Source organism: Kineococcus gurbantunggutensis (assembly GCF_050871925.1).
In the GTDB taxonomy this organism is placed as follows: Bacteria; Actinomycetota; Actinomycetes; order Actinomycetales; family Kineococcaceae; genus Kineococcus.
In genome coordinates, this window is the sequence record NZ_JBJLSG010000028.1 from 1 (window position 1) to 12,579 (window position 12,579).

Below are 12,579 nucleotides of genomic sequence, written 5' to 3' on the forward strand. Positions count from 1 at the left end.
GGAGCCCGGGCCGGGCGCCCCCCCCGCCCCCGCCGCCCGGCGGGGCCGGGGCGGGAGGGGGGGGGGGGGGCGGCGCCCCCCCCCCCCCCCCCCCATCGATCCAGTGGTCCGTGGCTACCGCACCCCGGTGAACGATCACCCGGTGAGCACCCTCACGCGGTCGGCGCCGTCAGGAGACCCGTACCGTCACCGGATCCGTTGCCTCACGCAGCCGGTGCCGTCAGACGGTGGGTGCCGGTGCTCAGCTCGTGCTCGTCCTGCCCGGGCAGGCGCAGCACCGCGCTGGTGCCCTCGGGCACCTCCACCTCCACGGAGAGCTCAGCGCCTTGAAGGCGCCAGGAGACGCCCAGCCGCCCGTGCGGGGTCTGCAGCGCGCCGCGCGCCCAGGTGATCCCGCCCCCGGGCTGCGGGGCGATGAGGGCTCGGGCGTAGCCGGGCTCCAGCGGGGCGATGCCGGCGATGGTGCGGTGCATCCAGTCGGCCACCGCCCCCAGGGCGTAGTGGTTGAAGGACGTCATCTGCCCAGGGTTGATGGTGCCGTCGGGGAGCATGGAGTCCCAGCGCTCCCAGACCGTGGTCGCGCCCATGCTCACGGGGTACAGCCACGAGGGGCACTCCTTCTCCAGCAGCAGCCGGTAGGCGTCCTCCAGGTGCCCGGTGGAGGCGAGGGCGTCGGTGACGTACGGGGTGCCGGCGAAGCCGGTGGAGATGCGGTAGCCGGCCTTGACCACCAGCTCCGCCAGTCGCTGCCCCGCCGCCTGGCGCTGGTCCGGATCGAGCAGGCCGAACTCGATGGCCAGCGCGTACACCGTCGCGCAGTCGCTGGTGACGGTGGTGCCGCCGCTGCCGTCGTCGGAGACGTAGTGCTCCCCGAACGCAGCCCGGATCCGCTGGGCCAGCGCCTCGAACTCGGCGGCGTCGTCCTCGTGCCCGAGCACCCGGGCGATGTCGGCGGTGGTGCGCGCGCTGCGGTACGCCGCGGCGGTGGAGACCACGCCCTTGTCGGCCTTGGCCGCGGCCGGGTCGTCCGGCGGGGCGTCGGGGTCCAGCCAGTCGGCGAACTGGAAACCGGTGTCCCACAGACCGGTGGGTGAGAGCAGGCCGGCGACGCGGCGCACGTGGGCGGCTGCGGCCGGGTAGGCCTCGGCCAGGGCCTCACGGTCGCCGTAGGCCTGGTACAGCGTCCACGGCAGCCAGGCCGCCACGTCGGACCAGAACGAGGTGGCTTCGCTCTCGGCCATCTGCGGGTGCGGCGGGGAGAACTTCAGCACGTCGGGCACCACCCACGGCACGATGCCGTCGTTGTGGGCCTGCTCGGCGTCCAGGTCGCGCAGCCAGTCGCGCAGGAAGTCGCGCACGTCGAACAGGTACGCCGCGGTGGGGGCGAAGACGGCCAGGTCACCGGTCCACCCCAGACGCTCATCGCGCTGCGGGCAGTCGGTGGGCACGTCCAGGAAGTTGCCCCTGGTTCCCCACACGATATTGCGGTGCAGCTGGTTCAGGTCCGCGTCGCTGCACTCGAAGGTGCCGGTGCGGTCCAGGTCGGAGTGGACGACGACGGCTTGCAGGTCCTGCGGGCGCAGCTCGCCGGGCCAGCCCTCGACCTGCGCGTAGCGGAAGCCGTGGAAGGTGAACGTCGGCTCGAAGACGTCCTGGCCCCCGGAGAGGACGAGGGTGTCGGTGGCCTTGGCGCTGCGCAGCGGGCGGGTTCCCAGCTCGCCGTGCTCGAGGACCTCAGCGTGGCGGATGGTGATGCTCGAGCCGGCCTCGCCGGTGACGGTGAAGCGCAGCCAGCCGACGAGGTTCTGCCCGAAGTCGACCAGCGTCTTGCCCGACGGGGAGGTCCACACCTCCTTCGCCGAGATGACCTCCTGACGGCGCACGGGTGGTCCGAGGTGCTCGGTGAGGATCGAGGTGTCGAAGTCGAGGGCGTGCACCCCGCTCCAGCCGTCCTCGGAGGAGCCGGTGGTGGCCCAGGCGGGGTCGAGCAGCCGGGCGTCGATGCTCTGCCCGTCGTAGATCTCGTCGGCCAGCACGGCGGAGGGGTGCGCCCGCCAGGTCTCGTCGGTGGCGACGATCTGGGTGTGCCCGTCGGCGAAGTCGATCTCCAGCTGCGCGAAGCCGCCGATCTCCTCTCCGTACAGCGCGCTCTTGCCGCTCCAGGCCAGCCGGCCGTGCGACCAGCCGCTGCCCAGGGCCAGGCCCAGCACGTGCTCTCCGCCCCCTCCCCCCAGGGCGGCGGTGACGTCGTGGGTGCGGTAGCGCAGCCGCCACTCGTAGCTGCTCCATCCGGGCGAGAGGACCTCGTCGGTGACGGGGGCACCGTCCAGGTACGGCTCGACCAGGCCCTTGGCGCTGACGTGCAGGTGGGCGGCGCGGACGGGGCCGTGGCCGGTGTCGAGGGTGAAACGGGTGCGCAGCAGCGGTGCCTGTGGCACCTCGTCCGCGGTGATCATGCTGGCCTGCCAGGTGGGGGGCATGCGGGAGCTCCTCGTGGTGCGAGTGGTGCTGCGAGTGGTGCTGCGAGTGGTGCTGCGAGTGGTGGCGCTCAGCCCTTGACCGCGCCGGCGGTCATGCCGGCGACGATCTGGCGGTTGAAGAACAGGTACAGCACCAGCGGCGGGATCGTGATGAGCAGGATGTCCATGAACAGCAGGTTGTAGCTGGAGAGGTTCTGGCTCTGGAAGTTGAACAGCGTCAGCTGCACCGTGGCCCCGGCATCGCCGGGCAGGAAGTACAGCGGGGTCTGGAAGTCGTTGAAGACGTTGACCGACTGCACCAGCACGACGGTGACCAGCACGGGGCGCAGCAGCGGCAGGATGACGCGGAAGAACAGCCGCAGCGGACCGGCCCCGTCCAGCACGGCCGCCTCGTCCAGCTCGCGCGGGATGGTGGAGATGAAGGCGCGGAAGAGCAGGATCGTGAAGGACAGCCCGAAGGCGACCTCCACCAGGATCAGCCCGGGCATGGTGCCGAACAGCCCCAGGCGCTGCAGCACCCAGATGGTCGGCACGATCGCCGGCGGCATGATCAACCCGGCCAGCACGAGGAAGTTGATGAAGCCGGTGAAGCGGGTGGTGCGCCGTTGCAGCACGAAGGCGACCATCGAGCCGAGCACCACCATGAAGGTCACCGAGGCCACGGTGAGCACGATGGAGTTGATGAACGCGATGATCAGCAGGTAGTCGCGAGCGGCCACGACGTCGGTGAGGTTCTGCCACACCTGGGGCTCACGCGGCCAGGCGAAGCTGAACTCCCCGGCCTGGCGGGCATCCATCGCCGCCACCAGGACGATGAAGGCGAAGGGGACGATGAAGACGACGACGCTGACGACGATGGCCAGAGCGCCGGCGCCGTAACGGTACAGCGCGGCCCGCGGGCCGCCGACGCGCCCGCCGAGAGCCGACTGACGACTGGGCACGCGGCCGCCCGAGCGCGGGACCAGGGGCCCGGCAGCACCGGCCGGGCCGGAGGACGGAGTGGTGGTGGAGCTCACAGCTCGACCTCCTTGCGAGCCAGGAACCGCGTCAGCGGGAACACGATGGCAATCACGGCCAGGAAGAGGATGACGTTGCCGGCGGTGGACAGGCCGTAGAAACCGGCCTGGTACTGCTTGTAGATCACGCTGGCGATGACGTCGGAGGTGAAGCCGGGCCCGCCGCGAGTCATCGCCCAGATCAGGTCGAAGGAGCGCAGGCCCCCGATCAGGGACAGGGTGATGACGGTGGAGGTCGCCGGCCAGGACAGCGGGAAGATCACGTTGCGGAACAGCGTCCAGGAGCCGGCACCGTCGACCCTGGCGGCCTCGTAGTACTCCTTGGGGATGGAGACGATGCCGGCCATGTAGATCAGGGTGGCCAGCCCCACGCCCTTCCACACGTCGACCATCGCCACGGAGAACAGCGCCAGGTCGGGGTTGGTCAGCCAGCCGGGACCGTCGATGCCGATGACGGCCAGGGCGGCGTTGATGGCGCCCTTGGTGGGGTTCATCAGCACCTGGAAGGTGATGCCGACGCCGACGGAGGAGACCAGGACGGGGAAGAAGACGACCGCGCGCAGGTAGCCGCGCCCGAGGATCCGGCTGGTGAGCAGCATGCCCAGCCCCAGGCCCAGGACGACCTTGGCGGTGGAGGTGATCACCGCGTAGACGAAGGTGTTGACGAAGCCGCGGGTCAGGGCCGGTTCGGAGAAGAACTGGGTGAAGTTGTCCAGGCCGATGAACTGGCTGTCGAAGATCGTCCAGCGGGTCAGGGCGAAGTAGAAGGAGAGCAGGGTGGGGACGATGAACAGCACGCCGTAGACGATCGCGGCGGGCAGGTAGAACCAGCTCGGGTAGGGGCTGCGCCCCTGCCCGCTACGGCGGGACGGGCGCGCTCGCCCTCCCGTGGAGCCGGTGGTGGATCCGGTGGTGGAGCTGATCGTGGACGACACCTGAGGGCCTCCTTGCGACGGGCCCGTCCCCGGCTGCGCCGCCTCGCGCCCGGTGCAGGTTGTGCACCGTGCACGGCGCGGTACGCCGGGGACGGGCGGGGGTCAACGGCTCACCAGCCCTCCAGGCCCAGCTGCTGGGCCTGCTTCTGCACGTCCTGGTCGTACAGGGCCGCGCCGTCGGCGGCGGTGCGGATGCCGGAGCCGACCTCGACGAGGATCTGCTCCAGCGCTGGGCCCTTGACGGGCGAGGAGAACTCCAGCGCCGCCGACTGCCGCTCCTGCTCGAAGTAGGCGCTGACGTCCTCGGTGATCTGCGGCACGTCGGCGGGCAGCTCGCAGCCCTCGGCCAGGTAGGGGCCGGTGGGGGTGACCACCGTGGCGATGGCTTCGCAACCGGGCGGGCTGGCGATGAACGCCGCCAGCTTCTGCGCCGCTTGCAGCTCCTGCCCCGTCGTGGACTTGGGGATGTAGACGCCGTCGGGGTACCAGGCGGTCAAGCCGTTGGTGCCCGCGTCCTGACCGGGCAGGGCGAAGAAGCCGACGTCCTGGACCTTCTCGGGCGCGACGACCTGCAGGGTGCTGACGTTCAGGCTGAGCATGGGGTACATCGCACCCGCCCCCTCGGCGAGCAGGCGCATGCCGTCCTCGACCCGGGTGGAGGCGAAGTCGGCGTTCGCCAGGTCCTTGTCGTGGATCTCCTGCAGGTGCTCGAAGCCGGCCCGGGCGGCGGGGTCGGTGGCGAACTTGGCGCGACCGGCGGTGTAGTCCTGCGCGAAGGAGGGGTTGGCGGCGGCGACGTTGTGGAAGTCGGCCAGCACCAGCAGCTGCGCGGTCCAGGTGTCCTGGTAGGTCTGGATCACCGGCGCGATGCCGGCGGCCTTGATCTTCTCCGCGGCCGCCACCAGCTCCGCCCAGGTGGTGGGCACCTGCACGCCGACCTGCTCGAAGACCCTGCGGTTGTACATGATGCCCCCGCCGAAGGCGTTGCCGTAGGGCACGCCGTAGACGTCCTGGCCCACCGAGACCTGCGGGTGGTAGGCCTCGTCGATGGTCTCGACGGTGGAGGCGTCGATGGGGGTGAGGTTGTTGGCCGGGGCGATCTGCTGGAAGAGCGAGCCGGAGTTGTAGTTGAAGACGTCGGCCATGGTGCCGGTCTGCAGGCGGGTCTTGACCAGGTTGTCGCCCTCGCCGCCGCCGGGGCGGCCCTCGACCTCGACGGTGATGTCGGGGTTGGCCTGCTCGAAGGCGTCGACGACGGCCTGGGCCTGCAGCTGGTCGTCCTGCTCGGCGCCGGTGAGCCAGGTGATGGTGGTGCCGCCGCCCCCGTCGTCGTCGGAGGAGCCCAGGCTGCCGGCGCTGCAGCCGGTCATCAGCCCGAGCACGGCGACGGTGGCCGCCGCCAGGGTGCGGGACTTCGCGCGGTTGGTGATCATCGAGTCTCCCCTTCGAGACGGTCGTGAGTCCTGGGTGCACGAGCCGTTGACACGTTCCAACGGGTCGGGCGTTCGTGCTGGCGTGCAGGTGAGAGCGTGCGGGCTGGCCTCGACGCTCGGGGGTTCGAGCAGGTGCCGTACCCGCAGGCGGTGGGACGAGCCTCTGACTCACCTGCGCACCGGCGGCAGGGCGGTGCCGCGCAGCGCGCCCGCGCGGTCAGCGGGCGGGATGAGGGAGCGGCCGACTCGCCGCACTGACGGGTGCGCTGACGGGTGCCGTGACAAGCGCGGTGATGAGCGCCGTGATGGGTGTGGCGGTGAGCGCGGTGTCCAACAGCGTGTCTCCTCTTCGAGCGCCCTGTAGATCGGTCTACAGAATGAGTGGCCGCACCGGCCGTGTCAAGCACTGTCCCTGGTCCCCACTCGCACGCGTGGCGGCCCGCACCGGCTGCGCGCCGGCGAGCCGGCGCGGATCAGCGGGATAGTCTCGGCTCGAGCTGTCCGCCCTGGAGGATGTGAGCATGGAACGAGCGGGCCGTGCCGCACGGCGGCCGACGATCAGCGACGTGGCCGCCGCGGCGGGCGTCTCGCGGGCCGCGGTCTCCAAGGTGCTGCGCGACGCCTACGGCGTCAGCGACGACATGCGCGCACGGGTGCAGCGGGCGATCCAGGAGCTGGAGTACCGGCCCAGCACCGCGGCGCGGGCGCTGCGCGGCACCACCTCCACCATCGGGGTGATGCTGCCGCTGTTTCGGACCACCTTCGTCGACGACATCCTGGCCGGCGCCGTCGAGGAGCTGGAGAGCAGCAGCTACCAGTTGATCCTGGCGCCGGTGGACTCCGCGCACGCCAGCGGCCGCCGCGCGCTGGAGGCGCTCTCGGACCGGCAGGTCGACGGCATCATCGCCCACTCCCCCCTGGTCGAGCCCGGCTGGCTGGAGGGTTTCGCCGAGCGCACCCCTCTGGTCGAGCTGGGGCGGCACGACCCCTCCACCCGCTACGACACCGTGGTCGGCGACGACGTGCGCGGCGCAGAGCTGGTGATGGGGCACCTGCTGGCCCTGGGGCACCGCCGCATCCTGCACGTGACCCACCACGACCCGGACCTGGCGCATCTGGCCAGAACGCCGCCGGCGCTGCGGCGAGCCGCCTACGAGAAGGCCATGACCAACGCCGGCCTGGCCGAGCACATCGAGGTCCTGGAAACCTCCTTCGACGACCACCGCGCCGCCCAGGCGCTGCGGGGGGCGCTGCAGGCCGGCAGCCGCCCGACGGCCGTCTTCGCCGGCAACGACGACGCCGCCTTCGGGGTCCTGCGCACCCTGGCCGAGGTGGGCGCCCGTTACGGGTTGGACCCGCGCACGGTCTCGGTGTGCGGCTACGACGACACCAGGATGGCCAGCCACCCCCTGATCGACCTCACCAGCGTCAGCCAGGGCGGCGCCGCGATGGGACGCCTGGCCACCCGCCTGCTGCTGGAACGCATCGGCGGGCGCGAGCAGCCGCGCCACGAGGTCATCCAGCCGCACCTGGTGGTGCGCTCCTCCACGCGAGCCGTTCTTCCCATCACCTGATCGCGGCAACCAGCAGCGCCGCTGTCGAGGTCGCGCGTCTCGAAGCTCGCGAGGCCCGTGTGGCACTGACACGATGCCGACGTGGCCGATGACGGCGGTGCGCACCAGCAACTCGGCACCCCATCGACACTGCGCTGGCGCGCCACCTGTCAGCATCTGCTGCCAGCAGCACCCATCAGCACTACCGCAGCACCCTTGAGGATTCGACCGTGAACCGTGCCGAACTGATCACCGCGCTGGCCCAGCGCACCGAGCTGTCCAAGAGCACCGCCGAGGCGGTCCTGGCCGCTTTCGGCGACGTCCTGCTCGAGGCGGTAGCGCGCGGTGAGGCCGTCAGCGTGCCCGGGCTGTTCAGCCTCGAGCGCTCTGAGCGCGCCGCCCGCACTGGCCGCAACCCCCAGACCGGCGAGAGCATTCAGATCCCGGCCGGCTACAGCGCCAAGCTGAGCGCGGGCAGCAAGCTCAAGGCCGCCGCCAGCGGCAGCTGAGCAGCCCCCGGGTGCTGCTGCGCGAGCGGTGCGCGAGCTCCGCGGCGCCGTCCAGCACCGAGCACGACCACGAGCACGGCGACGAGCACAGCGCCGAGCACAGCAGCGCGACCGGCACGCGTGCGCAGCAGGCGGCCCGGCGCCGGTGCACGTTGACGCGCGGTTCGCACACTCCGGCGATGAGCACCGGGGAGGACGAGAGCAGCGGCACTGCAGCGAGCACCACGGCACAGGCGGTGCCGGCGGCGCCGGAGGCGGTGGCGGTGCCGGAGGCAGTGGCGGTGCCGCAAGCGGTGGCGCACCTGGAGCGCGAGCTGGGGGTGCTGCTGCGCCGCTCACGGGCGGTGGTGCGCGCCAGCGCGCAGTCGGTGCACCCGCAGCTGAACTTCGAGGCCTACAGCATCCTGGTGCGCATCGACGACCTCGGATCCGCCCGCCCCAGCGAGCTGGCCGCCTTCTTCCGCATCGGCAAGCCCACCTTGAGCCGGCAGGTGCACCTGCTCGAACACCTGCACCTGCTGCAGCGCCAGGCGGACCCGGGCGATGCGCGCGCGGTCCAGCTGAGCTTGACCGAGACCGGCCGGGAGCAGGTGCGCACCGCCCGCGCCGCGCGCCGCGCGGCGCTCATCGAGCAGTTCGCCGCCTGGGAGGAGGCGGACGTGCGGGCCTTCAGCGCCTTGACGCAGCGCTTGAACGCCCACCTGGCCGCACCGCTGACCCCCTGACGCTGACCCACTGACGCAGAGCCCCTGACGCAGGGCGTCGCGGCGCGGGACGAGCCACGTGGCAGGTCGCGGTGTTATCAGGGCGTGCAGTGGAGGCGTTGGCCTCACCGGCGCACGGCATCGACCAGGGTCGTGGCCTGCACCAGGCTCAGCCGCGGCTCCGCCTCCCGCAGCACCCTGATCAGCGCGATCTGCCCGGCGGAGGTGTCCACGTCCAGCCGGTGCTGGCGCGCCAGGGCCAGGACGCGCTCGGCGCTCATCGCGCGCACAGCGCTGTCGGCATCGCGCGCGTGCTGCTGCGCGGCCGCGCGCGCTGCGGGCGAGGCCCGGCGCAGCGCCTTGAGCAGTGCGCCAGCGGCCACCACGGCCAGGGCAAGGGTGAGCAGCAGCCACGACCACTGCCGCTGCAGCGCGTTGACGATGGCCAGCACGCCGGCGCCGACGGCCAGCAGCACGTAGCCGGCCAGCTCCAGGCGCTGCCCCAGGGTCCACGACGGTGCGCGCGATGTGGTGCTCACCGCCCCAGCGTGCCAGTCGCGGTGCACGGGGTGGGCAGGACCCGCCGCAGGCTGGGCTGCGTGTCGACGGCGACGAGACCCACCACCAGGCCCACCGCGAGGCCCACCGCGAGGCCCACCGCGAGGCCCACCGCGAGCCCCACCGCGAGGCCCACCGGACCGGGTTCGCGCGACGTGGTCGTCGAGGTCGACGGCCTCGTCGCGGTCCTGCGGCAGCTGGCCGCGGACGGCTACGGCCTGGTCGGCGGCTTAGGTGAGCACGAAGGCACCCGGCGGATGGCGTACGTGCACAGCTCAGAGGGGATCAGCCTCTCCCTGGCCCAGCGCACCGGTTGAGGCCCCTTGGAACACCAGCACACCGGCACCACGTCCGGCCGTCCACGAGCGCTGAGCACCCGCCCACCCACGTGCACCTGCCGTCCCGTCGGTGGCGGCACCCAGACCAGCACTGAGGTCGACACCGAGGCGGACAGCACCCCCGACCAGCACCGCTGGCAACGACACCGCTCACGACGGCAGCGGTGTCGGTGGCTCCACCTAGCCTGGCGCCCGTGCAGCAGCGGATCAGCCTGATCACCCTGGGCGTGCGCGACCTTCAGCGCGCACGCCGCTTCTACGAACAGCTCGGCTGGCGCGGGCAGCAGGTGCAGGAGACCGTCTTCTTCCAGGCCGGCGGCCTGGGCGTGGTGCTGTGGGACCGCGCCGAGCTCGCCGCCGACTGCGCCCTGCAGGACGAGCCGGCTCCCGCCTCCCCCGCTGCCGGCGGCTTCAGCGGCATCGCCCTGGCCCACAACGTCCACGAGCGCAGCGAGGTCGATCAGGTCCTCACCGCCGCGCGGGCAGCCGGTGCCACCATCACCCGCTCCGCCGCGGTCACCTCCTACGGCGGCTACGCCGGGGTCTTCACCGACCCCGACGGGCACGCCTGGGAGATCGCCCACAACCCCGGCTTCCCCCTGGACGACGACGGCTCGCTGATCCTGCCCACCTTCGAGAACGGCTGAGGGCGGCGGCGCGAGGGGCAGCAGCCCAGGAGCACGCCAGCACTGCGCTGCACCGGCCCACCCCACGGCTGAGCAGCACCCCCAGCCGGGCAGCCCTGCCCGGTGAGTTCCACGACCGGCGCGGGTCTGCACCCGCGAGGATCCCGCAGCACCGACCGACCTGCACGGGCGAGCGGCCCGCAGCACCGACCACGGCGACACGATGAGCACGATGAGCACCCGCAGGAGGAACCCGTGAGCGAGACCGTCAAGGGACCCGCGTCCTACTTCCCCGCCATCGAGGCCAAGTACGGGCACCCGATCGCGCACTGGCAGCACCTGCTGCGTCAGCACCGCGCCCAGCACCCCGAGGACCGGCACATGCAGCTGGTGGCCTGGCTCAAGGAGGAGCACGGCATGGGCCACGGCCACGCCAACGCCCTGGTGGCGGCTACCCCAGCCGTCTCGTCCAGCAGGCCCAGCGCACCCGCCTGAGCGTGCAGCGCTCCCAGTCGCAGCAGCACCGGGCGCATCCCAAGTCCGCGGAGCACCGCTTCCGATGACCTGCGCGGCCCCCACCAGCCGCCCGCGAGCGCCAGCACCTTCCCCGCAGTACCGCTACGCGCTCGCGGGCACCCCACTGCTCCGCACCCCGGCACCCCGGCACCCCGGCACCCCGGCACCCCGGCACCCCGGCACCCCGGCACCCCGGCACCCCAACGCCCGCGAGCGCCGCACGCTCACCGCGGCGCGACGTCACGCACATGCCGATGACCACGCTGTTGCCGACGAGCGACGACGTCGGGACAGAGCTGTTGTCACCACCTGCGCTGTCGAGGACCATCCGCGCTATGAGTCTTGAGACGTGGTGGCCCCATCTGCAGCAGGACTCCCGCGACTGGCTGGTCGCGCACAACGGGGAGGTGTTGAACCAGTCCGTCCTGCAGGACATCGAGCGAGTGGGCGGCCCGATCCCCCCGCAAGCTTGGTGGGTGGGTGAGACCACATCCGAGGGTCTGCACTTGTCCGATGCGGCCATCGACTGGGTGGAGGAAGCAGCCAACGAGGAGCTCCCAGAGGCACCTTCAGGTGCGTCCTGATGTCTCGGTGAACGGGCCCCGCAGCGACGGAAACGTCCGGTCATCCCGCTGACGTGGCGTGCACCATCGCGGATCCGACCCCTTGAGTGCCGCCGGGCGCCCTGCTGAGCCGTTCGGCTCCCAGCGACTGTGGTGTACGGAACAGCCCCCTGCGCCCGCTCGGCCGTGCCCTTCAGCGGGCCGCAGCGCGATGCTGGTGCCATGCACACGACCGGGCTGAGCGGTGAACCGGCACCAGGCGAACCCGTACCAGCTGAACCAGCACCAGAACCGATTCCACCGGTGCGCACCGACGCCTTCGGCACCGGGGCGCTGCGCTGGTGGCGGCGCCTGGCCGGCGCCGCGGTCGTAGCGCTGGCCGCCCTGGCGTTCGCCGCGCTGGCCAGGGGTGAGGACGGCACCGACCGCGACGCAGGCTTCTGGGCGCTGGTGGTCCTGGCGTGCACGTACGCCGGGGTGCCGCTCTCCCGCGCGCTCAGCGGCACCGCCCGCGGTGCGCGGCTGCTGGGCCGGCACGCGCTGGCCGGCGCCGGGCTGGGCGCGGTGGCCGCAGTGGTGCTCGATACCGCCTTCTCCAGCGAGGACGTCGGCTCCCTGCTGGTGCTCCTGGTGCCGCTCTTCGCGCTGTGCGGCGCCGTGGTGGGCGCGGGCACGGCCGTGCTGGCGCTGCTGGTGCCCGCGCGCGTCGCCGCCGCGGTGGCGCTAGCCGGGGTGCTGGCCACCGCCGCGCTGGCCTGGCTGGTCTTCCGCCCGCCCGCGCCGTACGACCTGGTGGCGGTGGACGCCACGCAGGAGGTGGCCGCCGCCGGGGGAACCACCGGGCTGGCCGAGCGCGTGGTGCGGGCCGTCGAGGGCGACGCCGCCGGTGGTGACTGGCGCACCGACCTGCGCACCGACCTGCGCACCGCCCCGGCGTGGGACGTCCTCGCCGAGCAGGTCACCGCGGGGCTGGGCCAGTCGCGAGCGCACTTCAGCTCCACACCCACCGAGGACCTGCCCACCTCCCGGGCCACCGGGCAGGCGGTGCGGCTGATCACCGTGCGGGTGCGCGAGCAGGACGCGGCGTGCGTGGTGGTTCACGCGGCCGCCACCGACGTGCTGGACGGGACCTGTGAGGACCTGGACCTGGTGCGCTGAAGCAGCCCCGGCGCAAGGAGCGGCCCCAGCGCTTGCGGCCACCGCCTGCACCAGGGCCGCGACGGCGCTCGGGGTGGCCGCGATCCCACCACCGGTCGCCCCGAAGGTGACCCGGCTGGCTCCGTGGTCGTGAACCGGTGCCACAGGCCGGGCTGCACCTGCAGCACCTCGCCGCTCCCCCGTCGGCAAC

General features: G+C 72.4%; 14 protein-coding genes. 8 read left to right on the forward strand and 6 right to left on the reverse strand.

Annotated features, from left to right (window positions below; genetic code table 11):
* Positions 1–203: 203 nt before the first annotated feature.
* From ACRYR7_RS07585 to ACRYR7_RS07600, 4 genes are all read right to left on the reverse strand, one after another.
* Positions 204–2,480, reverse strand: coding sequence for an alpha-L-rhamnosidase (locus tag ACRYR7_RS07585; RefSeq protein WP_432571473.1), 2,277 nt, complete (start codon positions 2,478–2,480; stop codon positions 204–206).
* 68 nt (positions 2,481–2,548) lie between these two features.
* Entirely contained in the window at positions 2,549–3,367 is an 819-nt protein-coding gene (locus tag ACRYR7_RS07590; protein ID WP_432571518.1) for a carbohydrate ABC transporter permease, read from the reverse strand.
* 125 nt (positions 3,368–3,492) lie between these two features.
* Entirely contained in the window at positions 3,493–4,431 is a 939-nt protein-coding gene (locus tag ACRYR7_RS07595) for a carbohydrate ABC transporter permease (RefSeq protein WP_432571474.1), read from the reverse strand.
* Between the two features lie 110 nt (positions 4,432–4,541).
* Positions 4,542–5,864: an ABC transporter substrate-binding protein gene (locus ACRYR7_RS07600; protein ID WP_432571475.1), complete on the reverse strand. Its 1,323-nt coding sequence runs from the start codon at positions 5,862–5,864 to the stop codon at positions 4,542–4,544.
* Positions 5,865–6,385: 521 nt separating this feature from the next.
* Between ACRYR7_RS07600 and ACRYR7_RS07605 the strand changes: the two genes are divergently transcribed.
* The 3 genes from ACRYR7_RS07605 (at position 6,386) to ACRYR7_RS07615 (ending at position 8,651) form a co-directional block, all read left to right on the forward strand.
* Complete coding sequence (locus ACRYR7_RS07605; RefSeq protein ID WP_432571476.1) at positions 6,386–7,438, forward strand: LacI family DNA-binding transcriptional regulator; 1,053 nt, start codon at positions 6,386–6,388, stop codon at positions 7,436–7,438.
* A gap of 146 nt (positions 7,439–7,584) precedes the next feature.
* Positions 7,585–7,926 carry an HU family DNA-binding protein gene (locus ACRYR7_RS07610; protein WP_432571519.1) on the forward strand — a complete coding sequence of 114 codons (342 nt, stop codon included), beginning with the start codon at positions 7,585–7,587 and terminating at the stop codon, positions 7,924–7,926.
* 179 nt (positions 7,927–8,105) lie between these two features.
* Positions 8,106–8,651, forward strand: a complete 546-nt coding sequence (locus ACRYR7_RS07615) for a MarR family winged helix-turn-helix transcriptional regulator (RefSeq protein ID WP_432571477.1) — start codon at positions 8,106–8,108, stop codon at positions 8,649–8,651.
* Positions 8,652–8,755: 104 nt separating this feature from the next.
* Here ACRYR7_RS07615 and ACRYR7_RS07620 read toward each other — a convergent pair whose 3' ends face one another.
* A complete protein-coding gene (locus ACRYR7_RS07620; RefSeq protein ID WP_432571478.1) occupies positions 8,756–9,169 on the reverse strand; it encodes a hypothetical protein in 414 nt (137 codons plus the stop codon).
* On the reverse strand, positions 9,166–9,324 hold the full coding sequence (locus tag ACRYR7_RS07625) for a hypothetical protein (RefSeq protein WP_432571479.1): 159 nt from the start codon (positions 9,322–9,324) through the stop codon (positions 9,166–9,168). Before ACRYR7_RS07625 ends, ACRYR7_RS07620 begins: the two co-directional genes overlap by 4 nt.
* Before the next feature lie 19 nt (positions 9,325–9,343).
* On the opposite strand from ACRYR7_RS07625, the gene ACRYR7_RS07630 reads away from it, so the two are divergent.
* From ACRYR7_RS07630 to ACRYR7_RS07650, 5 genes are all read left to right on the forward strand, one after another.
* Positions 9,344–9,505 carry a VOC family protein gene (locus ACRYR7_RS07630; RefSeq protein WP_432571480.1) on the forward strand — a complete coding sequence of 54 codons (162 nt, stop codon included), beginning with the start codon at positions 9,344–9,346 and terminating at the stop codon, positions 9,503–9,505.
* Positions 9,506–9,720: 215 nt separating this feature from the next.
* On the forward strand, positions 9,721–10,173 hold the full coding sequence (locus ACRYR7_RS07635) for a VOC family protein (protein WP_432571481.1): 453 nt from the start codon (positions 9,721–9,723) through the stop codon (positions 10,171–10,173).
* A gap of 234 nt (positions 10,174–10,407) precedes the next feature.
* The gene (locus ACRYR7_RS07640; RefSeq protein ID WP_432571482.1) at positions 10,408–10,647 is read left to right on the forward strand and encodes a DUF4287 domain-containing protein; all 240 of its coding nucleotides are present in this window, start codon (positions 10,408–10,410) and stop codon (positions 10,645–10,647) included.
* Positions 10,648–10,916: 269 nt separating this feature from the next.
* Positions 10,917–11,252: a hypothetical protein gene (locus ACRYR7_RS07645; RefSeq protein WP_432571483.1), complete on the forward strand. Its 336-nt coding sequence runs from the start codon at positions 10,917–10,919 to the stop codon at positions 11,250–11,252.
* A gap of 282 nt (positions 11,253–11,534) precedes the next feature.
* Positions 11,535–12,389 (forward strand): hypothetical protein, encoded by an 855-nt coding sequence (locus ACRYR7_RS07650; protein ID WP_432571484.1) that lies wholly within the window; start codon positions 11,535–11,537, stop codon positions 12,387–12,389.
* Positions 12,390–12,579 lie beyond the last annotated feature (190 nt).

Coding starts and splice junctions, on each gene's coding strand:
- ACRYR7_RS07605 (WP_432571476.1), top strand. CDS start 6,386: ATGGAACGAGCGGGCCGTGCCGCACGGCGGCCGACGATCAGCGACGTG.
- ACRYR7_RS07645 (WP_432571483.1), top strand. CDS start 10,917: ATGCCGATGACCACGCTGTTGCCGACGAGCGACGACGTCGGGACAGAG.
- ACRYR7_RS07585 (WP_432571473.1), bottom strand. CDS start 2,480: ATGCCCCCCACCTGGCAGGCCAGCATGATCACCGCGGACGAGGTGCCA.
- ACRYR7_RS07615 (WP_432571477.1), top strand. CDS start 8,106: ATGAGCACCGGGGAGGACGAGAGCAGCGGCACTGCAGCGAGCACCACG.
- ACRYR7_RS07600 (WP_432571475.1), bottom strand. CDS start 5,864: ATGATCACCAACCGCGCGAAGTCCCGCACCCTGGCGGCGGCCACCGTC.